Source organism: Actinophytocola sp. KF-1, assembly GCF_054661535.1.
In genome coordinates this window covers 328,324-352,864 of the sequence record NZ_BAAFVK010000004.1, presented here as the reverse complement: position 1 = coordinate 352,864, position 24,541 = coordinate 328,324, and the positions used below count along the sequence as shown (strand labels likewise).

Here is a 24,541-nt window from a genome sequence, read left to right as displayed (position 1 = left end):
GGTCGTGTTAGCGAGTTGTTAGAGGCGGCGGGGACGCTCGGCTGGCTCGACGTGTGCTGGCTCTCCCTGCTCGAGGTGGACCATGTCGTCATCCCCCCGCACCCGCGTCCTGGCCGTCGCCGCGGTGGTCGCGCTCATCGCCGGGCTCGTCGGCGACGTCGCCCCCGGTCCCGTCCCGGCGGGCGCCGCCGGTGTGCCCTACCGGGACGCGCCCGGCCAGCGGTGGGGGTCCGCCGCCGGGCAGCCGCACCTCGAACGCGGGCGGGTCAACCGGATCCTGCCGCGGTCCTACCGGTCGCGCTTCCCGGCGAACACGGTCGCCGCCGAGCCGGGGAACCGGGCGTCCGTCGAGGCGGGACCCGTGCACCGGACCGGGTTCGACCGGCGGACCAGCCGGGAGCGGCACGAGCGCCGCGACGCGCACCGGCGGACCTACGCCAACACCGACGGCACCGAGACCACCGAGTTCTCGGCCACGCCCATCAACTACCGCGACACGCGCGGGGACTGGCAGCCGATCGACACCACGCTCACGACCGGAGCGGACGGCTGGGTCAACCACACCAACGCCGCGTCCCTCGCGTTCGCCGCCCGCGGCGACGACGCCGAACTGGCCGCCATGCGCTTCGGCGACCACCGCGTCGCCTACGGGCTGGCCGGGGCGAGACCCGTGCCGGGCACCGCCGCGGGCGCCACCGTCACCTACCCGGGCATCAGACCGGGGGTGGACCTGGAGCTGACGGCCAGACCCGGCGGCGTCAAGGAGACCGTCGTCCTGCGCGACTCCTCGGCACCACGCGAGTTCCGCTTCCCCCTGCGCACCGACCTGCGACCCGCGCTCCGCGCCGGACAGCTGGTCCTCACCGGCAACGACGGCGCCACCCGCGCCGTGATCCCGCCCGGCGACATGGTCGACGCGGCCGCCGCGCTCTCCACCGCCGTCACCTACCGCCTCGACGGCACCACCCTCGTCGTCACCCTCGACGACGCCTGGCTCACCGACCCCGCCCGCCGGTACCCCGTCCGCGTCGACCCCACCGTGTCGCTGCCGGTGGCCGACGGCGCCGCCGACGCGGGCATGTACGTCCGGGGCGGCACCGCCACGAGCGGCGGCTCCGAACTGCAGGTCGGCAACGTCGACGGCGCGCCGACCGCGTCCTACCTGAAGTTCGCCGGGCTCACCGACACCCTGCGGTTCCACACCATCTACGGCGCCCAGCTGCAGCTCGTCAACTTCCACGCGCAGACCTGCGCCGCCCGCCCGGTCACCGTGCACCCCGTCACCGGGGCGTGGACGCCGACCGGCAGCTACGCCTACCCTGGCCCCGCCGTCGGGCCCGCGCTCGCGTCCCGCTCGTTCTCGCACGGCTACTTCGCGCAGGGCCAGTCGCAGTCGGCCTGCCCCACCGCCGCCGAGCTGTTCGACCTCGGCGACGCCGGCACCCGGCTCGTGCAGGGCTGGGTCGACGGCACCACCGCGAACAACGGCCTGTCGCTGCGCGGGAACGTCGCCGACACCACGAGCGGCAAGCGGTTCGTGGGCACCGCGGCGGGCGCCAACCGGCCGACGCTGTGGGTCACCCACAGCCCGTACAACGCCGGGTACGCGATCCCGGACCCGGTGCCGGACCCGCCCGTGCTGCAGAACCAGGACGGCAAGGTCAAGGTCACCGTCACCAACCGGAGCGCCGAGGCGTGGGCGCCCGGCGGCTACTACCTGGCCTACCGCGCCTACAACCGCACGACCGGGGCGGCGGTCGGGCAGTTCCGCGCCGCCGACCTGACCACGACCGTGGCCCGCGGCGCCCGCGTCACCCTGACCGCCACGATCAAGGCGCTGCCGCCCGGCCGGTACTTCCTCGACTTCACCATGGTCCGCACCGGCGGGATCGTGTTCACCGACCACCAGGTCGCGCCTGCGCGGATCGTCCTGGAGATCACCGACCTGCCGCCGGTCGTGCAGGAGCTGTACCCGCCCAACGGCTACCAGGCGCCGACGCTCAACCCGCTGCTGTGGGGCCGCGGCATCGACGTCGACGCGCCCCCCGGCACGGCGCTGACCTACAAGTTCGAGGTCTGCGACCGCGACGCGAGCGGGAACCCGGTGAGCTGCACCAACTCCGGCTACCTGGCGGGCCAGTCGTGGGCGCCGCCGAACGGGAGAATGGTGTGGGGCAAGGGATACCTCTGGCGCGTGTTCGTCAAGGACGCCACGACCGAGGTGGCGTCGCCGTACTCGACGGTGTTCGCCGAGGTGCCGCAACCGGAGATCACCGCGCGGATCGCGGGCGCCGCACAGGCCGCGCAGGAACGCGAGTACGACCCGCAGACCGGCAACCTGTCCACGGTCGCCGTCGACGCCACCGTCACCACGGTGGGCCCGGAGCTGAACCTGCTGCGCACCTACAACAGCCTCGACCCGCGCCGCGACGGCGCGTTCGGCGCGGGCTGGACCACGCGTTACGACATGCGCCTCACGCAGGACGACGACGGCTCCGGCAACGTCGTGGTGTCCTACCCGGACGGTCAGGCGGTGCGCTTCGGCCGCAACGCCGACGGCACCTTCGCCACCCCGTCGACCCGCACCGCCGCGCTCACCCTGGCCAACGGGCTGTGGACGCTCGCCGACCGCGCCGGCGTGGTCTACACGTTCGACTCGGGCGGCCGCCTCACGAAGATCACCGACGCCGCCAAGCGCTCGGTCCTCCTCACCTACGGCACCGGCGCCAAGCTCGCCAAGGCGCAGGTGTCCAACGGGCAGTCCAACACCGCGGGCCGCGCGCTGCGGTTCACGTGGACGGGCAACCACGTCACGAAGGTGACCACCGATCTCGGCACCGCGTGGGACTACACCTACGACGGCGACGTGCTGACGAAGGTGTGCGCGCCGGACGCCACCTGCACCACGTACGCCTACGCCGACGGGTCGCACTACCGCAGCGCCGTGCTGGACGCGAAACCCGAGTCGTACTGGCGGCTCGGCGAGGCCGAGGGCACCGGCGCGGGCAGCGAGATCGCCGTGAACCTCGGCGCGGACGCGGCCACCTACTCGTCGGTCACGCTCGGCGCCGCGGGCGCGCTCGCGGGCGGTGGCGGCACGGCGGCGGCCTTCAACGGCACGTCCTCGCGGGTCGACCTGCCGAAGGGCGTGGTGAAGAAGACCCGGGACGGCGCGGTCGAACTGTGGTTCAAGGCCACCACCACCGGCACCGGCGGACCGCTGCTCGGCTACCAGGACAAGGCGTTCGGCACCGCGCCCACCCGTGGCGTGCCGGTGCTGTACGTCGGCATGGACGGCAAGCTGCGCGGCCAGTTCGGCGCCGCGGCCGTCGCGCCGATGACCTCGCCGCTCGCCGTCAACGACGGGGCGTGGCACCACGTCGTGCTGTCGTCGCTGGGCACCACCCAGACCCTGTACCTCGACGGTGTCCGCATCGGACAGACGACGGCCACGCTCGACCACGCGCTGCTGACGTTCAACCAGCTCGGCGCGGCCACCGCCACGAACCCCACGGCGTGGCCGCAGTGGGGGAGCGCGGCCACCCGGTACTTCGCGGGCGCCATCGACGAGGTCGCCGTCTACTCGCGGCCGCTCGGCGCCGCCGCCGTCGCCGCCCACCACAGCTACGGCGCGACGGCGGCCGACCAGCTCGCGGAGGTGGCGCTGCCCAGCGGCGCGGTGGCCCTGCGGGCGAGCTACGACGTGGGCCAGGACCGCGTCGCGTCCTACACCGACCGCGACGGCGGCACCTGGAAGATCGGCGCCCCGGTCGTGTCCGGCGGCGCGGACGAGCTGCTGCGCACGGTCCAGGTCAACGACCCGTCGAACCGGCCCAACCTCTACGAGTACGACGCGATCACCGGTCAGTTGCTGCGGTCCGGTCTGCCGCTCGGGCTCGAGCTGCGGGAGGAGGACCAGCCGGGCTACCCGGCGCCCACGCCGCCGGAGGAGGTCGAGGAGTGCACGGCGCCCGACCCCGGCGACCCGAAGTTCTGCACGATCATCCCCGGCGGCTCCGGCGGGCCGGTGTTCGTGGAGCACCCGCTCGACGGCATGGCCATCCGCACCTACGAGTACGACGACGCGGGCATGCTCGCCACGGTCACCAACGAGAACGGCGACGCCGTGCGGATGACCTACGACGCGCGCGGCAACATCACCAGCCGCACCACGTGCCGCACCGCCGGGTCGTGCCAGACCAGCTACACCACCTACCCGGCGACGGTCACGAACCCGTTCGACCCGCGCAACGAGCTGCCGGTCGAGACCAGGGACGCGCGGTCGGCGAGCGCCGGCGACACCACCTACCGCACGAGCTACACCTACACCGCCACCGGAGACCTCGCGACGCAGACCGAGCCGGACGGCGCGGTCGTGCGGCACACCTACAGCACGGGCGGCGAACCCGCGGTCGGCGGCGGGGTGATCCCGCCGGGCCTGCTGCTCACCACCACCGACGCGCGCGGCAAGGTGACCCGCAGGCAGTACTACCCGAACGGCGACCTCGCGCAGACCACCGAACCGGGCGGGCTCGTCACCACGTTCACCTACGACGCGCTCGGCAGGGAGGTGTCGGAGACCGAGATCTCCGACAGCTTCCCCGGTGGCGTCACCACGACCACCGCCTACGACGCGCTGTCGCGGCCGACCGTGGTCACCGAGCCGGCGACGACCGACGCGGTGACCGGGGTGCGCCACCAGCAGGAGACGGTCACCACCTACGACGTCGACGGCAACCCGGTGAAGGTCGAGGAACGCGACAGGCTCGGCGGCGCCGCCACCCGCACCACGACCACCGAGTACGACGCGGCAGGCCGCCCGGTCCGGGTGGTCGACGCCGAGGGGAACGAGACCACCGCCACCTACGACCGGTTCGGCAACGTCGTGTCCACCGTGGACGCGGCGGGCACCAGGTACGACTACGCCTACACCGCGCGGCAGGCGCTCGCCGAGGTGCGCCTGCGCGCCTACCGCGGCGACGACCAGGGCGGCCTCGTCGAGGACTACCTGGTGGTGGAGTCCCACTCCTACGACTGGGCGGGCCGCCGCGCGAGCACGACCGACGCCATGGGCCGCCGGATCGAGTACCGGTACTACGGCGACGACCGCGTGTGGAAGGTGGTGCTGAAGGGCTTCCGCGACGCCGACGGCACCAGGCGCGACTTCGTGCTGGAGGAGAACACCTACGACGCCGCGGGCAACCCGGTGAAGAAGGTCACCGGCAACGGCACCAAGACCCTCACCCAGACCTTCGACCGCGGCGGCGACCTCGTCACCACCGTCGAGGACCCGGCGGGTCTCGCCCGCACCACGAACTACACCTACGACCAGGGCGGCAACGTCCTGCGGGTGAGCCGGTCCGGCAAGCCGTCGAACGTGCCGTGGCCGCTGCCCACCACCCCCGAGGTGGTCAGCTACGTCTACGACGACGCGGGCAACGCCGTCCGCGAGACGGTGTCCACGGGCACCGAGTCGCTCGTCACCACCTCCACCTACGACCAGCGCGGCCTTCAACTGTCCACGACGGACCCGCGCGGGAACGTGGCTGGCGCGGACCCGGCCGCGTACACCACGACGTTCGCCTACGACGAGACCGGGCAGCTGATCCGGGACGTGGGCGCCCCGGTCGCGGCCGAGGCGGGCGGGACGGCGCAGACCGTGCGGCCGACCGCCACCTACGGCTACAACGCGTTCGGCGAGCAGACGTCCGTGCGCGACGAGGTGGGCAACGTCCGGAGCTGGACCTACGACCGGCTCGGCAGGCCCGTGACCGAGGTCGAGCCCGCCTACCGCGCACCCGGCGCGAGCGGCTCCGTCACGCCCACCACCCGCACCCGCTACGACGGCCTCGGCAACGTCGTCGAGGTCACCGACCCGCGCGGCAACGCCACCCGCTACGGCTACGACCAGCTCGGCAGGCTCGTCACCCTCGACGAACCCGCGACCACCAACGACACCAGGGCCGTCACCCGCTACACCTACACCCGCACCGGGCTCCCGCTGTCCACGACGGACCCGACGGGCGCCCGCACCGAGACCACCTACGACGACCTCGACCGCGCGGTCACCGCCACCCAGGTCGAGCGGTGGCCGGTGCCCAACAACCACACCACGACCGTCGTGTACGACGACGCGGGCAACGCGGTGCGCACCGACACCCCGTCCGGCGCGGTCACCCGCGTCACCTACGACACGCTCGGCCAGGTCACCCGCGTCACCGACCCGAACGGCGTGGCCACGCAGTACGGGTACGACCCGGCGGGCCGCGTGGTGCGGCGGGCCGACCACGTCGGCCGCACCACGCAGACCGTGTACGACGGCGCCGGGCGGCCCGTCACCACCAACGAGCTGGCGCCCGACGGCTCGGTGAAGCAGACCCGCCGCGGCGCCTACGACCCGGACGGCAACCTGGTGGCGGCGACGGACGGGCTCGGCGTCACCACCACCTACACCTACGACGCGGGCGACCAGCTCGTCAGCCAGACCGAACCGGTCACCGCCACCTCGGCCATCACCACGTCGTTCGGCTACGACGCGGCAGGCAGGCGCACGCGGCTCACCAACGGCCGCGGCAACAGCTTCCTCTACTCGTACAACTCCCTCGGCCTGCCCGAGACGATGACCGAGCCGGCCACCGCGGCGCACCCGGACCTCGCCGACCGGACCTGGACGGTGGCGTACGACACCGGCGGCAACCCGGTGTCCTACCGCGCGCCGGGCGGCGTGACCCGCGCCGCCACGTTCGACGCGGCCGGGCGGCTCACCACGGAGACCGGCGCGGGCGCGGAGGCCGCCACCGGCACCCGCACGCTCGCCTACGACCTCGCCGACCGGATCGTGTCGGTGAACGCGCCGGGCGGCGCGAACACCTACACCTACGACGACCGGGGCAACCTGCTCACCGCGCGCGGCCCCGGTGGCGCCGCCGACTACGCCTACGACGCCGACGGGAACGTGCTGTCCCGCAAGGACGCCGCGGGCACCGCCACGTTCAGCTACACGAACGGGCGGCTCGCGACGGTGGCCGACGGGCTGACCGGCACGGTGCAGCGGTACGGCTACGACACCGCGGGCCTGTTGTCCACTGTGGACTACGGGGCGGGCAGGGTACGCGCGTTCGGCCACGACGAGCTGGGCCGCACCACCTCCGACGTGCTGCGCAACGCCGCGGGCGGCACCGTGATGTCGGTGGCGTACCGGTACAACGCCAACAACCAGATCACCGGCAAGACCACCACCGGCACGGCCGGCGCGGGCGAGCACACCTACGGCTACGACCTCGCGGGCAGGCTCACGTCGTGGACCGGTCCGAAGGGGACGGTCGAGTACGCGTGGGACGCGGCGGGCAACCGCACCCGCACCGGCGACAAGACCGCCACCTACGACGAGCGGAACCGCCTGCTGTCGGACGGCGACTACACCTACACCCACACCGCGCGCGGCACGCGGGCGTCCCGGACCAGCTCGGGGTTGACCGAACGGTTCACGTTCGACGCGTTCGACCGGATGGTCGGCGCGCTCGGCCAGACCTACGTCTACGACGGCCTGAACCGGCTGATGTCCACGGGCGGCAGCCTGTTCACCTACGCCGGGCTGTCCGGCGAGGTGGTCGCCGACGGCACCGAGAAGTTCGCCCGCGGCCCCGAGGACGACCTGCTCGCGGTCGCCGACGCGGGCGGTCCCGCGCTGGCGCTGGGCGACGAGCACGGTGACGTCGTCGGCGCGTTCGCCCCCGGCGACACCGCGCTCAGCGGGTTGTCCGACTCCACCGCGTACGACCCGTTCGGCCAGGTCACCGACCGGGCGGGGGACACCGGGAACGTCGGCTTCCAGGGCGACTGGACCGACGAGGGCACCGGCCAGGTCAACATGGGCGCCCGCTGGTACGACCCGAGGACCGGGTCGTTCACCGCCCGCGACACGGTCGACCACCCGGGCGGCGACGCGGTGCTCGCCAACCGCTACACCTACGGCAACGCCGACCCCCTGAACGTCACGGACCCGACCGGCAACTGGGGTGTCTTCAACAAGATCAAGAACGCGGTGTCGAACGCGGTCTCCAGCGTGGTGTCGACCGTGTCGTCGGCGGTGTCCACGGTGTCGTCGTACGTGTCGAGCGGCATCTCGTGGTTCGCGCACACCGCGTGGAGCGCCGTGACGTGGACGGCGAGCAAGGTCGCCAGTGGCGCCAAGTGGGTCGCGAAGAAGGCGAAGTCGGCCGTGAAGTGGGTCGGCAAGCACGTGTCGAAGGGCCTGAAGTCGATCGGCCGCCACGTCAGCAAGGGCGCCAAGTGGCTCGCGAAGGGCGGCAAGAAGGCGTACTCGTACACCAAGAAGAAGGTCAGGCAGACGGTGAACTGGACCGCCCGCAAGGCGGAACAGGCCCGCAAGGCCGCCATCGCCAAGGCGAAACAGGTGACGCGCGCCGCGCAGAAAGCGGCCGCGTTCGCCGCCCGGCACAGTCCCGTCAAGGCCGTGCTCGCCGCGGCGAAACCCGTGCTGTCCGCGTCGAAGAAGCTGGTGTCCTCGGCCGCCCACCTGCCGGCCAAGGTCGTCACCGCGACGCGGGACGTCGTGGCCGACACGGTCAAGAGCGCCACGGCGGTGTACCAGAAGGCGGTCGACACGGCGGGCGCCGTGGTGGAGAACGTCTCCAAGGCCGTGGACACGGTGGCCGACCTCGCGCAGGCCGCGGCCCCGTACGTCAAGGCGGCGCTGAAGGTCGCGGCGGACATGTCCGGCGTGACGGACCTGGTCGCGTGCGTCACCAAGGGCGACCTCGAGGCGTGCGCGTGGACGGCGGCCACCGTCGGCGGCTACCTCCTCGGCGGCGCGGGCGGCGGCGCCGTACGTGCCGCCAGGGCCGCTTCCCTCGCCGCCCGCCACGCCGACGACGCGGCGGACGTCGTCCGCACCGGCCGCAGGCTGACCGACAAGGTCGCGAGCTGCGTGAAGTCGAACAGCTTCACCGGCGGTACGCGGGTGCGGATGGCCGACGGCAGCACCAAACGCATCGACGAGGTGCGGCCGGGCGAACGCGTGCTCGCCACGGATCCGACGACCGGGCGCACGGAGGCCCAGCGGGTGACCGGCGTGATCGTCGGGAACGGGCCCAAGGACCTGGTCGAGATCACGACCGGGACGGGCAAGCTCACCGCGACGCAGGGGCACCCGATGTGGGTGGCGAACCTGGGCCGCTGGGTCGAGGCGGGAGACCTGGCACCGGGCTACCGCTTCGAGACGGCGGACCACCGCTCCGCGACCGTGGTGCGCACGCGGGAGTGGAGCGAGCACCGGCAGGTCTACAACCTGACGGTCGACCGCCTCCACACCTACTACGTCGTCGTCGGCGGCAGCGATCTGCTCACCCACAACGACGACCCGCTCGCCCGGTGCCCGGTGCACCAGATCCGGAGCACGAAGGACATCACCCAGTGCACCGGGGGTCCCCGCTGCCCGAACTACCACGTGAAGTTGTCGGAGCTGGTGGACGACATGGCCGAGCGGGGCGAGAAGTACGTCGAGATCGCCGACAACTCCGACGAGGCGCTGGAAAGCCTCCACGACGGCGCGCCCGGCGCGGAACTGATGATGTTGGGCGTCGGCCTGGGCGTGGCGGCGAAGGTGGGCGTGAAGGCAGCGATGAAACCCATCCGCAAGGCCGTGAAGCGTGTCATCAACCGCTTCGACGACTGATCGAACCCACGTTGGAGAAGGGACACCGATGGTGGAAACCGAGACACGGTGGAGACGTTCACGCCTGATGGCCGCGCTGGCCGCGCTCGCGGCGGCGCTCGCGGTGGTGGTGGCGCCCGTCGGCAAGCCGGTCGCGCACGCGGACGCCGCGTCGCGCGGAGGGGACTTCGTGCCGTTCAGCACGGCGCGCACCATCTGGGACACGCGCAGCGGCGCCAAGCTCAAGGCCGCGTCGACGACGTCCTTCACCGCCGTCGGGGTGGGCGGTGTCCCGGCCACCGGGGTGAGCGCGGTGCTGATCCGCATCCTCGCGGTGCAGCCCTCGCTCGGCACGTGGCTCACCGCCTACCCGGCGGGGACGACGCGGCCCGACGTGTCGATGGTCAACGTCGGGACGGGGGAGTCGCTGTCCAACACGGCGGTCGTGCGACCGGGGACGAACGGGCAGATCTCCCTGTACAACCGCTACGGCGAACTGCACGTGGTCGTCGACGTGCAGGGGTACTTCACCACCTCCACCGGCGGCTCCTACGGCGGGTTCGTGCCCGTGACGCAGCGGCGCGTGCTGGACACCACGGCCACGACGATCATCCCGGCGGGTGGCTCCCGCACGGTGGACCTCGCGGCGGGCGGGGTGCCCGCCGGGGCGTCGGCGGCGTTCGTCGAGCTGACGGTCCCGCCCGGCACCGCGAGCGGGTCGTTCACCGCGGCGCCGACCGGGGTGGCGGCGGGGGCCGCGGCGGTCGTCCACTTCGAGGACGGGATCTACGCGGCCAGCGGCGCGGCCGTCCCGCTGACCACCGACACGCGCGTCACGTTCACCAACAAGGGCCCGGCGGCCGCGCACCTGCTGGTCGACATCATGGGGTACTTCGCGAAGACCGCCACCGCCGGCGCCGGGTTGCGGCCGGTCACCGCGCGCCTCTTCGGCGGCACCGTCGCCGCGAACGGGGTGATCGACGTCCAGGTCGGCGGCGCGAACGGGTTGCCGACGCGGGGGATCGCGGGCGCCGCGCTCAGCATGCAGGCCGGCGGCGGCACCGCACGCGGCGCGCTGCGGGCGTGGTCGACGGGCGGCGTCGAACCGGGGGTCGCGCACACCGAGTACGCCCCGGGCACCCACCACCGCGCCTCGGTGATCGTCAAGCCGGGCACCGGCGGCAAGGTGCGGATCAAGAACTACGGCACCGCGTCCGCCTACGTCTACATCGACCTGGAGGGCTGGTTCTCCGAGCCGCAGACCGTGATCCCGACCGTGCAGAACACGCCGATCCGGGTGCTGCAGGCGAAGGTGCAGCCCGGCCAGAGCGAGGCGTCCGTCGAGTACGCGTTCGTCGACAACCTCGGCAAGGTCGTCGTCGCGCACCAGGCCCTGCCCGGCAACCTGTTCGACGTGCAGTACCAGACGATCTCCGGCAACGAGGCGTTCTCCGGGCCGCCCGCACTGACCCACGGCACCGCGGGCACCGTGGAGGTGTCGGCGCAGTACGGCGACGGCGGCGACGTCTGGGCCAGCACGCAGACGAAATCGGCGGCGCCGACGTGGACCGCGTTCACCGACCTCGGCGGGTCGATGGCGTTCGCGCCCGCCGGGGCGGACCTCGCCGACGGCACCACCGTGCTGTTCGCGGTCGACGCCGACGGCAAGCTGTGGGCGTTCCTCCGCGAGGGCACCACGCCGTACTGGCGCGACCTCGGCGACCAGGACCTCGTCGGCACCCCGGCCACCGCCGTGGTCCGCGACGGCGTGCAGGTGTTCGCGCGGACCGCGGCAGGCACCGTGAAGTCGCTGGTGTTCCGCGAGGACCGCAGCGTCGGCCCGTGGACCGACCTCGGCGGCGCGCTCGCCGACACCCCGGCGGCCGTGACCTACCCGGGCTACCGCGTCGGCCTGTTCGCGCGGGCGCAGGACGGTTCCGTGGTGATGAAGAAGCAGGACGCCGCGGGCGTGTTCCCCGCCGCGTGGACGCCCACCGGTCAGACCGGCGTGACCGGCGCCCCGGCGGCCGTCATCGACCCGGTCGACGGCCGCACCCTCATCGCCACCCGCGACGACGCGGGCCAGGTGGCCATGTGGGGTGAGAACGCGGCCGGCAGCGAGACCTTCGCGCCGTACGAGGGCTGGACCGGGACGGACGTGCCCACCGTCGTCGACCCGGCCTTCGGGCTGATCACCTCGGCAGGCGGCCAGTTCTGGATCCTCGTGTACCGCGGCGTCAACGGCACGCCCCGCATCGTGCGCAAGTACGAGGGGTTCGCCATGGCGGAGCAGTCCCTGCCGCAGCGCTGATCCCGCGCGGGCACCGGGTTCGGCGAGCACCGCCGCGCCCGGTGCCCGCGCGTGCGTGCGGCCCATGATCTCGTTGTGGCGCAAGGGTTTCCTGATGTGCGCCGGACGGACGGGAAATGTGCGGCACGTGGCTAGCGTCCTGGATCGACCCGGTTCATCCACTGAGGAGGTACAGGATGAGGCAACGACCGTTCTGGGCGAGACTCGCGACGACCGTGGTCGTGATCACCACGGCGTCGGTCGGGTTCGCCGTCCCGGCGCAGGCGGCGGAACCGCTGTTCCAGTTGCCGTTCCCGTGCGGGCAGACCTGGCTCGGCAACAACCCGGACAGCAGCGCGCACGAAACCCCGTGGGAGATCGACTTCAACCGCGGTGACGACGAGGGCATGCCGGTACTCGCGGCCGCCGCGGGCACCGTGGTGACCGCCGCGGACCAGGGCGACGCCAACGGGTACGGCAACCTCGTCAAGATCAGCCACGGCAGCACCGGCTACAACACCTACTACGCCCACCTCAAGGACATGGCCGTCAGCGCGGGCCAGACGGTCGCGCAGGGCCAGCTGATCGGGTGGGTCGGCAACACCTCGAAGCCCGGCAACAACATCGGCCCGCACCTGCACTACGAGGTGCGCCTCGGCTCGTCGTGGCCGGACGGCATCCGGCCCGCGAACTTCGACGGCGTCCGCTTCCCGTACCCGGAGGGCTACGTCACCTCCAAGAACTGCGGGGGCGGCGGCACCCCGGCGAAACCGGCCAAGAGCGTCAACGGCGACCGCTTCGACGACGCGGTCGGCGTCAACCCCGACGGCGTCGCCTACCTCTACCGCGGCACCGCGGACGGCGACTTCACCACCAGCCTGCGCCTCGGTCCCGGCTGGGGCGCCATGACGTGGATGGGGGTCAACGACTCCAACGGCGATGGCTGGGCCGACCTGTGGGCGGTCGCGGGCGGCACGCTGAAGTACTGGGGCAACCACGGCGACGGCACGTTCACCTCCGGCGTCGACGTCGGCGCGGGCTGGTCGGCGTTCGAGTACATCGCGTTCGCCGATGTCAACGGGGACAACAAGACCGACATCCTCGCCCGCGACGGCGGCTACATGTACCTCTACGTCGGCAAGGGCAACGGGGCGTTCACCACGCGGGTCACGGTCAGCGGCGGCTGGTCCGGTCTCGCCCGGCACACGGCGGCCGACGCGGACGCGGACGGCGACGGCGACATCTGGGCCACCAACAGCCTCGGCGAGCTGTTCTACTGGCAGCGCACGACCTCCGGCTACGCCACCGCGAAACAGGTCGGCTCCGGCTGGAACGGCTTCCGCCAGGTGACGTCGATGGACATCAACGGCGACGCCAAGGCCGACCTGCTCGCCATCCGCACGTCGGACAACAAGCTGTTGCGGTGGCTCGGGACCGGCGCGGGCACGTTCGGTGCCGGCGTGGAGATCGGCTTCGGCTGGACCGGCTGGACGCTGGCGGCGAACTGATGAGGCGTCCGATGTGGACAAGGCGCGGGCTGGTGCCCGCCGTGACCGCGGCCGCGCTGGCCGCCGCGTGCGTCACGTTCGCCGCGCCCGCACAGGCGGCGGGCGACATCGACCTGTGCGTCTCGGTCGGTCGCGCGGCCGGGTTCGCCGGGGAGAACCTGGTGACGGCGGTCGCGGTCGCGATGGCCGAGTCGGGGTGCGACCCGAAGGCCACGGGCTACAACGACGGTCCGCCCGCGTCCGTCGACCGGGGCCTGTGGCAGATCAACGACTACTGGCACGACGAGGTCACCGACGCCTGCGCGTACGACGCGGCGTGCAACGCCCGTGCCGCCTACCGCATCTCCGACGGCGGTGACGACTGGACACCGTGGGCCACCTACAACAACGACACCTACCTGCGGTACATGTCGCAGGCGCGGGCGGCGACCGGGATCTCCGCGCCGCCGAGGCGCGCGGCGAAGAGCGTCAACGGCGACCTCTACGACGACGCGGTCGGCGTCGACCCGTCCGGTGTCGCGTTCGTCTACCGTGGACAGCCCGGCGGCGACCTGACCACGCCGACGCGGCTCGGCCCCGGCTGGGACGGCTACCGGTGGATGGGTGTCAACGACTCCAACGCCGACGGCCACGCCGACCTGTGGGCCGTGGGCGGGGACGCGCTGTACTACTGGAACAACCGGGGTGACGGCACGTTCAACGGTGTGCTGCGGGTCGGCGGCGGCTGGTCGGCGATGGAGTGGGCCGCGTTCGCGGACGTCAACGGCGACGACAAGACCGACATCCTCGGCCGTGACGGCGGCCAGATGTACCTCTACATCGGCAAGGGCGGCGGCCGGTTCGCGGTCCGCTACCACGTCAGCAGCGGCTGGGCGGGCCTCGGCAGGCACGTCGCCGCGGACGCCGACGGGGACGGTGACGGCGACATCTGGGCCACCAACGGCCTCGGTCAGCTGTACTACTGGGCCCGTGGCACCGGTTCGTACGCCACCGCGAGACAGGTCGGCACGGGGTGGAACGCCTTCCGGCAGATGACCGCGATGGACGTCAACGGTGACGGCAGGGCAGACCTGCTGGCGATCCGCGCGTCGGACGACAAGCTGCTGCAGTGGCTCGGCACCGGCACGGGCACCCTCGGTGCCGGCACGGAGATCGGGGTCGGCTGGAGCGGCTGGACCCTCGCGGCGAACTGACCGGACCGACGGCGCTCCCGGCTCGGCCGGGAGCGCCGTCAGCCCTCGGTGGACCGTTGGTCGAGCACGCCGACGAAGGCCGAGGCGATGAGGGCGACGGCGCGGTCCTCGTCGTCGGTCAGGCCGCGCAGGACCGCCGCCGCGGTGGTCCCCGGCAGCTCGACCAGCGCCTGCGTCAGGCGGATCCGCACCGCGGCGTCGCCGGGGTGCGCGGCGAGTTCGGCGGCCAGCGCGGTCACGATCCGCTCCGCGTGGCCCGGGTCCGCGGCCAGCGTGCCGAGGACCTCCGCCGCGTCGACGTCGCCGGTGCCCGCGACCACCATGCCGACGAGCACCGGCACGGCCGCGGTCACACCCCGCCTGCCCAGCGCCAGCGCGGCGCGCCCGCGCACGGTCGCGTCCTCGTCGCCGAGCACGTCCGCGAGCACCTCGGTGGCGCCGGGCGCGTCGGCCATCTCGGCGATCGCCACCACCGCGCGCCGCCGGACCTCGACGTCCGCCGAGCCCGCGCCCGCGGCCAGCGCCGCGACACCGTCGCCGCCCGCCCTGGCGAGCGCCCAGCGCAGCGCGCCAGCGACGTTGGGGTCGGCCTCGGCGAGGACCGCCCCGGCCAGCACCTCGGCGGGCACCGGCGCACCCTCCTGCCGGGTCAGCACGGCCTGCTGCCTGCGTGCCGCGCTGGCCGAGTTGAGGCCCTGCATGAGTTCGACGATGCGCAGGACGCCCTGCCAGCCCGACGGCGCCGACGCGTCGATCGCGCGGAGCCGCTCGAGCAGCTCCTGTTCGCGCGCCAGGCGGTCCTCCGCCCACCGGATGAGGTCGCTGACCAGGGCGTCCGGCGTGAACGACGGGTCGTCGAGCGCGCGGCCGATCTGTTTGAGCGACAGCCCGAGCGACCGCAGGCTCTCCACGTGGAAGATCCGGCGGATGTCGTCGGGAGAGTACTCGCGGTAGCCCCCGGCGGTGCGGCCGGTGGGCCGCACCAGACCGAGGGCGTCGTAGTGCCGCAGCATCCGGGTGCTGACCCCCGACTGGCGGGCCACGTCGCCGATCAGCACGCCGCCGCCTCGGCGGCCGCGGCCGCCGCGGCCCGCTCCGGGCCGAGCGTGACGACGCGGTTCGCCTCCTCGACGGCCGCGTCGAACCCGGCCTCCGGGTCCGCCAGGAGCAGCGCGGTGGCACGGGCGTGCGCGGCCACGGCCGGGTCGGGGTGCGCCGCGGCCTTCTCCAGCGCGGGCTCGATCACCGCGCCGAGGTCGACGAGGGCCCGGCTCAGGCTCAGCCGCACGTCCCGGCCGCCCCGGCCGAGCTGGGTGACCAGCTCGGCCACCAGCGCCTCCTTCCGGTCGTCGGGCACGAACGCGACGGCGACGCGCCACGCGGTCCGCGCGACCCCGTCGTCGGCGTCGCGGAGCATGTCGCGCGTGAGCCAGGACCAGGCGCGCCGGTCGCCGATCTTGGACAGCGTGTGCAACGCCTGGCTGCGGGCCTGCGGCCGCTCGGCGGTGAGCTCGCGGCGGACCCGCGGCAGGGTGAGCTCCGGGGGGAGCCGGGTCAGCGCCCAGGACAGCATGTCCCGCACGAAGAAGTCCGGCTCGACGGCGCACCGCTCGACGAGCGTCTCCAGCAGGCCGGGGTCGGGGTGCGAGCCGGCCGCCAGTGCCGCCTTGAGCCGGATCGACGGGTCCGTCGCGGTCAGGGCGTTCGTGATCTGCGGGGTTCCGTGTGTCGTGTTGATCGGGACCACCTCCCGCGCTCCAGTGGACACGTTGTCACCGTGTCAAGGTCAAGCCCGGCGTCACGTCTCGAGCGCGCCGAGCCGCGTCCACGCCCGCTCGTACTCGCCCACCCACAACCCGGGGGCGTGGCGGGCGACGGCGGCGCGCAGGTCGTGCCCGTCCCGCCCGGCGGGCAGCACGAAGCGCAACCGCGCGGCGGGCAGCCCGGGCCGCGGCGGGGGTTCGGTCACCGACCAGGTGCGCAGCGCGGGCAGGTCCGGTACGTGCGGGAGGAACACGTCCAGCGCGAGGTTCCTGCGCCGCCCGGAGGAAGACCCGGCGGCGACCGCGGCGGCGGGTGCCGTGAGGTAGCCGATCCCGACACCCGCGATCCCGGGCCACGGGACGAGGGTCGCGTGCCGGTCGCGGCACCACCAGATCCCGGCGGCATCGACGGCCACGGCGGGCAGCCGGTGGCGCCGGGAGGGGAACACCGCGGCGGCGTAGCCGCAGAAGAGGAGGCAGACCGCGAAGAAGCCGGTGATGGTCCCGCCGATCACCCGCTCGACACCGCCCGCGAAGCCGCTGATCGCACTGACCCCGAGCGCTGTCAGCCCGGCGAACACCAGCACCCCGGTGAGGAGGAACACCAGATGGCGCCGGTCACCGTAGCGGGACCACACGGCGTCGGACGCGGGAACGGCAGGCTGCACGGCCCGACCCTACGGGCCCCGGCGACCGCCCGCCGCGTTTCCGCTCCGTTCGAGCTCGGCGGGGTCGGTGGCGCTTGGATGGTTGGTTTCGCGGTGGGGTGGTTCGAGGGAGTGGGCTCGGCAGGGTCGGTGGCGCGCCACTTCGGTGGCTGGTCCGGGCAGGGATCGCCCGGAGGTGGGACTCGTTCAGGCGCGAGGTCTGTCTGTTCGACCGTGGTGCCATGTCGGGGTTTGCCTTCGCGGTCTGGCCCCGCCCTTCTCGGCCCGCCCGAGGGAGTGGCGCAGTCCGGGGTGTTCGCGAGCGTGGGTTGGCGCCTCTTCGATGGCTGGTCCGGGCAGGGATCGCCCGGAGGTGGGACTCGTCCAGGCGAGGCCTGTCTGTTCAACCGCGGCGGCCCCTTCAGTCTGCCCGAAGGAGCGGCACACTCCGGGACGTTCGCGAGCCGCGGGTTGGCGCCTCCTCGATGGCCGGGTCAGGCAACAGGGCCCACCAGGAGACGTCGGTCACGAGCGGCGGCGGGACTCGCGGCGCAGGAGGATCGGGATCACGACGATCCGCCTGCCGTCGACCTCGCGCGGTTGGCCGGCGCCCTCGACGAAGCGGAACAGGCGGTTCATGTTCCGCACGGCGACGTTGTCCGCCAGCACCTCGCCGTGCAGGTCGTCGAGGCGCAGCTCGTCGAAGGCGTACCGGGTGGCCTCGCGCATCACCGACATCCAGGCGGGCACGAGTTCCTCCCGCGCCTCGAGCCGCTCGGCGTCCAGGTAGAAGCCCCACGCACCGGACCGCCGCGGCGCGTCCAGGTCCAGGTCGAAGAACGAGACGACGCCCGCGGGCCCGTCCTCGCGCTCGAAGACCAGGACCCGGCGCGTGGGGTCGGCGCTGGTCCTCGTCCACCACGCGCGGTGCTCGGCGGCGCTGATCTCGTGGCTGTTGATGCTCGCGAGCCGGTTGGGTTCCTGGTTGCGCCACTCCCGCATCACGTCCAGGTCGGCTTCGGTCGCGGGGCGCAGCATCGGCCTCTCCATCTGCTGGTGCGGCTGGCGGGCCCACACTAGTGCCGGGCCATGTGGCATCCTCACGGGCGCCGACTCGAACGGGATTGAGGGGAGGGCGGGCGTGGCGCGTGTCGTGGGTCCGCACGGGGCATGAAGCGGCTCAGTCGTGATGAGGTCCGCGCGCTCATGGCGCGGGTGGTCGAACCGTCCGGTGCGGTGTCCCTCGACGACGACGCGGCCGAGCTGCGCCAGGTCGGGTTCCGGTCGCTGAACTTCTCCGAGCTCGCGTTGCGCGTCGAGGACGAGATCGGCGTCGAGCTGAACTTCGACGCGGTCGGGCTCCGCCGCATCGCGACCGTCGGCGACGTGCTCGACTTCATGGACGAGCTGCAGTCCGCGCCCCTGGAGGCGCAGTCGTCCGGCCGCGAAGGATGACCGTCGACGACAACCGGATCGCCGGCGAACACGGCGAACTGACCTGGGCCACGCTCCCCGCGCTGGACCTGCCGTCGCCCGCGGCGGTGCTCGTCGACTCGGCGGACCAGGCCTTCGCGGCCGCCCGCTGGCACGCGCGGGCCACGTCGGAGATGCTGCTCGCCGCGGCGGCCAGGGTCGACGACGACATGGCGGCGGAGCTGCGTGCCGACGGGTTCGCGATCGTCCGCTGGACCGGCGGTGAGCCCGTCGTCGAGAACCGGCCCGCCCGGTCGCCGGCACCGGGCCGTCTGTGGCTGCTGACGTCCGGTTCCACGGGACGACCGAAGCGGGTCGCGCACACGGTGGCCTCGCTGACCACCGTCCGCGGCGCGCAGACGCCCCGCGTGTGGCTGTGCGCGTACTCGCCGGGCACCTACGCCTGGTGGCAGATGGTGACGCTCGCCATGGCGCACCCGGACCAGCACCTGGTCGCGGTCGACCCGGCCGACCTGGACACGTGGCCGGAGCTCGCCGCCCGGCACCGCGTGACCGCCGCCTCCGGCACGCCGACCTTCTGGCGGCGGACGCTCCACCAGGACGCCGGCGCGCTGTCCCGGGTGCCGCTCGAGCAGATCACGCTCGGCGGTGAGCCGGTCGACCAGGCCATCCTCGACCAGCTCACCGAGCTGTTCCCGCACGCCCGCGTCTCCTGGATCTACGCGTCCTCGGAGGTCGGCGCCTCGATCGTGGTGCACGACGGCCGCGCCGGGTTCCCCGTCGAGTGGCTCGACCGCGCGGACGGCGTGACGCTGTCGGTGGCAGGCGACGAGCTCCTCGTCGGCTCACCGCACCGGGCCGAGGGCATGGACGCGCTGGTCCGGACCGGCGACCGGGTGCGGATCGCCGACGGTCGCGTGCACATCGTCGGCAGGCTCGGCGCCGACGAGATCAACGTGGGCGGCGCCAAGGTGTCCGCCTCGGCCGTGCGCGACGTCCTCAACAGCCACCCCGGTGTCGTGTGGGCGGGTGTGCGGGCACGCAGGGCGCCGCTCGTCGGGCAGGTCGTGGTCGCCGAGGTGGTGCCCGGCCCGGACGGGCCCGGCGAGGCCGAGCTGGTCGCGTGGTGCGCGGCGCGGCTCGAGGAGCCCGCGGTGCCGCGCCTGATCCGGTTCCTCGACCGAGTCCCCGTGAAGGAGACGTTGAAGAGCGATGCCTGAGAACGTGGTGCCCCCGGCACGGACCGTCCTGCTGAGCGGCGGGTCGCGCGGCCTGGGGCTGGCGATCGTGCGTGACCTCCTGGCCAGGGACGTACGGGTCGCGACCTTCGCCCGCACGGTCTCGCCGGAGCTCGCGGAACTCGCCGAGCAGCACCCCGAGCACGTGTTCGCGGGTGCGGTGGACGTCACCGACACCGCCGCGGGCCGGGAGTTCGTGCAGGCGGCCGAGTCCCGCCTGGGGCCCGTCGACGGCATGGTCAACAACGCCGCGATCGGCCAGGACGCGCTGCACGCCCACACGGCGCCCGACCGGATCGCGCGCATCGTCGAGACCAACCTGACGGCGCCGCTGGTCCTCACCCGGTTCGTGGTGCGCCGGATCCTCGGCCGGGGCGGCAGCGGCCGCGTCGTCAACATCACCTCCATCTGCGCCCAGCGCGGGTTCCCCGGCCTGGTCACCTACTCGGCGACGAAGGGCGGCATGGACGCGGCGACCCGTGCGCTCGCGCGGGAGCTGCGGGGGCGGGTGCTGGTGAACTCGGTGGCGCCCGGGTTCTTCCGCTCCGAGCTGTCGTCCATGCTGAGCGAGGAGCAACTCGGCAGCATGGTGGCGCGCACGCCGAGCGGGCACCTCACCGAGCCGGAGGAGATCCTCCCGGTGGTCCGGATGCTGCTGCTGGAGCACACCAACGTCAACGGGCAGGTCATCACGATCGACGGCGGTTCGACCGTCTGATGGGCGTGCCACCGGTGCGGATCGGTGCCCTCGTTCCGCTGAGCAGGCCCGGCTGGGTCGAGGCGGGCACGCACCTGCGCGCGGGCCTCGAGCTGGCCGTGCACGACGTCAACGCGGCGGGCGGCGTCGCGGGGCGGCCGCTGGAGCTGCTGGTCCGGGACACCGCGGCCGACCCGGAGCGGACCGCCGCGGCCGTCGACGAGCTGGCCGCCGCCGGCGTGACCGCGCTGGCAGGGGAGTACCACAGCGTCGTCGCGCGCACCGCCGCCGCGCGGGCCGACGCACTCGACGTGCCGTTCCTGTGCTCGTCCGCGGTGCTCGACGCGCTCACCGACGAGCCGACGGACCGGGTCGCGCGCCTCGCCCCGCCGCAGTCCCGCGGGTGGCGGTGCTACGCGGACTTCCTCCTCGGCGCCGGGCACAGCCGGATCGCCGTGGCCGCGCAGCCGAGCGTCTACTGGGCGGCCGGGACGCGCGTGCTGCGGGAGCACCTCGCGCCCCGCGGCGGCACGGTCACCGCCTTCGACGTGACCACGCCGGAGGCCGTGTGCGACGCGCTCGCCGACAGCGGCGCGACCGCGCTGCTGCTGCTCGCCGGCCACCCGGACCCGGCGGTGCCGATCGTCCGTGCGGTCCGCCGCGACCGGCGCCTGGCCGGGGTTCTGATCGGTGCGCCCGCCGGGCAGCCGGAGTTCGCCGAATGGGCGGCGGCGCTGGGCGAGGACGGCGCCGGGATCCCGTTCCTGCGTTACCTCCCCGAGCACCTGACCCCGCTCGGCACCCGCGTCGCGACCGCGCTCCGCGCGCGGCTGGCCCGCGCGCCCTCGTTCGTCGCCCTCGAGGGCTACGACACGGTCACCGTCCTCGCCGAGGTGCTGCGTGCGCACGGCGTGGACCGGGCACGCGTCGCCGCGGCGTGGCCGGGCGTGGACGTCGAGGGCACCCGGGGACGGATCCGGTTCACCCGCACGCCGGGCATCAGCGTGTGGCAGTGGGCGTGGCCGCCGATCCAGGTCGTGGACCGCGACCCGGCGGCACCCGATCGCTTCCGGGTGCGCCACTCCGGCTGACGGTCCTGGCTAGTGCCCCGCGGAGCGGACCCCGCTGAACAGGTCCTGGCGCACGCGGTCCGCGACGCGCCGGCCGGACACCAGCGCGCCCTGGATGGACGCCGAGTCGCGGTGGTCGCCGCACACGTAGACGGCCGGGCCGAACCGGGTCCGCCTGCGCAGCGGCTGCCCCGGCGGGGTGACGGGCAGCGCGTGCGGGATCGCGTACCGCCCCACCAGCTCCCAGTCCCGGGTGTCGCGGTCGTACATGGCGCCCAGCCGCGCGCGGACCCGCTTCTCGAGGTCCGGGTCCTCGTCCGCCCGGCCGGGCACGGACGCGGTGATCAGGGCGGTGCCGGGCGGCGCGTAGCCGTCGGCGACCGCGCTGACGACTGCCGTGTTGACGAGCAGGCCGGACGCGCCGTCCAGCAGCAGGGCCGAGGTCGCCTCGCCGCCCGGCGGCGCGGCGAAGTACCAGGTGGTGACGCCGTGCCAGGCCGGGGCGGGCACGGCGGGGACCAGCCGGTGCGCGGTCGCGCCGTCGGTGGCGACGACCACCGCCCGCGCGTGGCGCACGCCCCCGTCCGCGAGGTGGACGGCGGTGCCCTTGAGCTGCTCGACCACGTGGTTCGTCCGCACCGTCCCGGCGGGCAGCGCGGCCGCCAGCTGCCGCGGCAGTTCGTGCATGCCCCCGTTCGGGACGGCGCCGCCGCCGCGCAGGAAGCACCGCCAGATCAGGTGGAACACGCGGGCGGAGCCGCTCAGCTCCGGGTCGAGGAACACACCGGCGAGGAACGGGCGGAGAACCTCGCGCACGGTGCGCGGCGAGACGCCCCAGCGCGCCAGCTCGTCGCGGATGGACCGGTCGGGGGACTGGCCGCGCAGCAGCGACTCGGGGGCGGCGAGGTCCCGGAGCGACAGCGCGCCGAGCCCCGCGACGTCCTTGGGCCTGCCCAGCGCGTACCGCGCGGCCGCCCTGACCGCGGCCGTCGCGGAGTCCGCCTGCCACGGCGGCAGCAGGTGGTAGCGGCCCCCGGCGGTGACGGCGACCGCGCCCCGCGCGAAGGGCCGCAGGTCGAGCGCGTCGACGTCCACGACGCGGCGGACCTCCGGGTAGGCGGGCAGGAGCACCTGGAAGCCCCGGTCGAGCAGGAACCCGTCGACCCGGTCGGTGCGCACCCGGCCGCCGACGTCGTCGCCCGCCTCGCACACCGCCACCGCCACGCCGTGGTCGTGCAGCCGCACGGCGGCCGCGAGCCCGGCCAGCCCGGCCCCCACGACGACGACGTCGACGTCCGGTTCCATGCCCTCACCTCGTCCCGTGCCCTGCGCCCCAGTGAACAGCAGGCCGGACGGTCCGGCACGACGAGCGCACCGGGGGTGGCGCTGGTCAGGGGCGCGGCGCGACCGGTGGTGGGTGCGCCGCTTCCGCCAGCGCGGCGACGACCGCGGCGACGGCGGGCGGGTCCGGCGGGTCGCCGTAGGTGGCGGCGTGGATCGTGCGCCGGGAGCCGGCGAGTTCCGTGGCGTGGACGTCCGGCCTGCGGTGGGCCTGGAGTGCCAGGCCGGGCTGGGTGGCGACGCCCATGCCCGCGGCGACGAGGGCCTGCACGACCACGATGTCGTCGCTGTGCGCGGCGATGCGCGGGGTGAAGCCCGCCTCCCGGCACACGGCGGTCAGCTCGTCCCGGCACCGCGCGCACCCGCCGATCCAGGTGGAGTCGCGGTGGTCCGCGAGGCTGTCGTCCTCCCGGGTGCTGAGGAGGAAGAGCGCGTCGTCGCCGAGGTGGCGCAGGCGGACGCCGTCCTCGTCGACCGGGGCGTGCGCGTGGCGGAAGACGACCGCGACGTCGATCTCGCCGTGCCGCAGCATCCGCAGCGCCTCCACCGGGTGCTGCTCGTGCAGGCTCAGCCGGAGCCCCGGGTGCACCCGCCCCAGCGCGGCGGCCGCCCTCGGCACGATCGTGCTCAGCGCGGAGGCGTTGGCGGCCAGCCGCACCTGCCCCGCCCGCAGGCCGGCCTGGGCGGCCAGCTCGTTGGCCGCCGCGTCCACGCGGCCCATGATCTCGGCGGCCCGGTCGGCCAGCAGCCGCCCCTCCGGCGTGAGCCGGATCCCGCGGCCGATCCGCTGGACGAGCTTGACGCCGGTGGCCGCCTCCAGGCGGGACAGGTGGTGGCTCACCGACGGCTGGGAGTAGTGCAGCTGCTTCGCCGCTTCGGTGACCGAGCCGTGCCGGGCCACCGCGGACAGGACCCTGAGGTGCACCAGGCTGAGCATTCATCGACGGTATCAATGGGATGACATCGGATCTGGCATTGGACGTCATACCCCGGGCGGCACCATGCTGGTGCCATGAGCACACGGACGGGCAAGGTGACCTGCGATCTCACGATCACCCTCGACGGGTACGCGGCGGGTCACAACCAGTCGGAGCAGCGGCCGTTCGGCGACGACGGGGGCGACGGCTGGGGCGACAAGCTCCACGCCTGGTTCGCCGAAGGGCCCGAGGAGCACCCGGCCGAGTTCGAGCGGATGATGACGGCCAAGGCGTTCATCATGGGCCGCAACATGTTCGGCCCGGTGCGCGGCGAGTGGGACCGGGACTGGACGGGCTGGTGGGGCGACAACCCGCCGTACCACGGCCCGGTCTTCGTGCTCACCCACCACCCGCGCGACCCGCGGCCGATGGACGGCGGCACCACGTTCCACTTCGTCACCGACGGGATCGAGGCCGCGTTCAAGCGGGCGCGGGAGGCGGCCGGGGACGGCGACATCTCCATCCACGGCGGCGCGACGACCGTCAACCAGTACCTCGCCGCGGGCCACATCGACGAGCTGCGGCTGCACATCGCGCCGTTCACGCTCGGCGCGGGCACCCGGCTGTTCGACGGCGTGCCGCCGCTGAACCTCGAGCAGGTGTCGTCCCGGGCCGCGCGCTCGGTCACCCACCTCGTCTACCGCGTGGTGCGCTGACCCGCCTGAGGACCGCCACCGCACCCGATGACGTGGAACAGCCCTTGTGAG

The 24,541-nt window shown here is 73.8% G+C and carries 15 protein-coding genes; 9 read left to right on the top strand and 6 right to left on the bottom strand.

All coding sequences use genetic code 11. The features are described 5' to 3' along the window. The first annotated feature begins 82 nt into the window (after positions 1–82). From ACYQ77_RS14725 to ACYQ77_RS14710, 4 genes are all read left to right on the top strand, one after another. Entirely contained in the window at positions 83–9,697 is a 9,615-nt protein-coding gene (locus ACYQ77_RS14725) for an RHS repeat-associated core domain-containing protein (RefSeq protein ID WP_459711402.1), read from the top strand. A 67-nt stretch (positions 9,698–9,764) separates the two neighbouring features. After that, positions 9,765–11,987 (top strand): PLL family lectin, encoded by a 2,223-nt coding sequence (locus ACYQ77_RS14720; protein WP_459711400.1) that lies wholly within the window; start codon positions 9,765–9,767, stop codon positions 11,985–11,987. Between the two features lie 176 nt (positions 11,988–12,163). After that, entirely contained in the window at positions 12,164–13,474 is a 1,311-nt protein-coding gene (locus tag ACYQ77_RS14715) for a peptidoglycan DD-metalloendopeptidase family protein (protein WP_459711398.1), read from the top strand. Positions 13,475–13,485: 11 nt separating this feature from the next. Next, positions 13,486–14,667, top strand: a complete 1,182-nt coding sequence (locus ACYQ77_RS14710) for an FG-GAP-like repeat-containing protein (protein ID WP_459711396.1) — start codon at positions 13,486–13,488, stop codon at positions 14,665–14,667. A 38-nt stretch (positions 14,668–14,705) separates the two neighbouring features. Here ACYQ77_RS14710 and ACYQ77_RS14705 read toward each other — a convergent pair whose 3' ends face one another. From ACYQ77_RS14705 to ACYQ77_RS14690, 4 genes are all read right to left on the bottom strand, one after another. Then, positions 14,706–15,725 carry a MerR family transcriptional regulator gene (locus tag ACYQ77_RS14705; protein ID WP_459711394.1) on the bottom strand — a complete coding sequence of 340 codons (1,020 nt, stop codon included), beginning with the start codon at positions 15,723–15,725 and terminating at the stop codon, positions 14,706–14,708. Beyond that, on the bottom strand, positions 15,719–16,414 hold the full coding sequence (locus ACYQ77_RS14700; protein WP_459711921.1) for a HEAT repeat domain-containing protein: 696 nt from the start codon (positions 16,412–16,414) through the stop codon (positions 15,719–15,721). The genes ACYQ77_RS14705 and ACYQ77_RS14700 overlap by 7 nt, the downstream gene beginning before the upstream one ends. Positions 16,415–16,465: 51 nt before the next feature. Then, a complete protein-coding gene (locus ACYQ77_RS14695; RefSeq protein ID WP_459711393.1) occupies positions 16,466–17,098 on the bottom strand; it encodes a hypothetical protein in 633 nt (210 codons plus the stop codon). Positions 17,099–17,602: 504 nt separating this feature from the next. Then, complete coding sequence (locus ACYQ77_RS14690; RefSeq protein ID WP_459711390.1) at positions 17,603–18,115, bottom strand: GNAT family N-acetyltransferase; 513 nt, start codon at positions 18,113–18,115, stop codon at positions 17,603–17,605. Between the two features lie 132 nt (positions 18,116–18,247). On the opposite strand from ACYQ77_RS14690, the gene ACYQ77_RS14685 reads away from it, so the two are divergent. The 4 genes from ACYQ77_RS14685 to ACYQ77_RS14670 are packed head-to-tail and all read left to right on the top strand — an operon-like array spanning position 18,248 to position 21,537. Further along, on the top strand, positions 18,248–18,532 hold the full coding sequence (locus ACYQ77_RS14685; RefSeq protein WP_459711388.1) for a phosphopantetheine-binding protein: 285 nt from the start codon (positions 18,248–18,250) through the stop codon (positions 18,530–18,532). After that, on the top strand, positions 18,529–19,731 hold the full coding sequence (locus tag ACYQ77_RS14680) for an AMP-binding protein (protein ID WP_459711386.1): 1,203 nt from the start codon (positions 18,529–18,531) through the stop codon (positions 19,729–19,731). Before ACYQ77_RS14685 ends, ACYQ77_RS14680 begins: the two co-directional genes overlap by 4 nt. Beyond that, on the top strand, positions 19,724–20,467 hold the full coding sequence (locus ACYQ77_RS14675) for an SDR family NAD(P)-dependent oxidoreductase (protein WP_459711384.1): 744 nt from the start codon (positions 19,724–19,726) through the stop codon (positions 20,465–20,467). The genes ACYQ77_RS14680 and ACYQ77_RS14675 overlap by 8 nt, the downstream gene beginning before the upstream one ends. Next, entirely contained in the window at positions 20,467–21,537 is a 1,071-nt protein-coding gene (locus ACYQ77_RS14670) for an ABC transporter substrate-binding protein (protein ID WP_459711382.1), read from the top strand. Before ACYQ77_RS14675 ends, ACYQ77_RS14670 begins: the two co-directional genes overlap by 1 nt. A gap of 9 nt (positions 21,538–21,546) precedes the next feature. Here ACYQ77_RS14670 and ACYQ77_RS14665 read toward each other — a convergent pair whose 3' ends face one another. Further along, a complete protein-coding gene (locus ACYQ77_RS14665; protein WP_459711379.1) occupies positions 21,547–22,821 on the bottom strand; it encodes an NAD(P)/FAD-dependent oxidoreductase in 1,275 nt (424 codons plus the stop codon). A gap of 85 nt (positions 22,822–22,906) precedes the next feature. After that, entirely contained in the window at positions 22,907–23,794 is an 888-nt protein-coding gene (locus ACYQ77_RS14660) for a LysR family transcriptional regulator (protein ID WP_459711377.1), read from the bottom strand. Between the two features lie 75 nt (positions 23,795–23,869). Here ACYQ77_RS14660 and ACYQ77_RS14655 point away from each other — a divergent pair, with 75 nt between their 5' ends. Next, complete coding sequence (locus tag ACYQ77_RS14655) at positions 23,870–24,490, top strand: dihydrofolate reductase family protein (protein ID WP_459711375.1); 621 nt, start codon at positions 23,870–23,872, stop codon at positions 24,488–24,490. Positions 24,491–24,541: the final 51 nt, after the last annotated feature.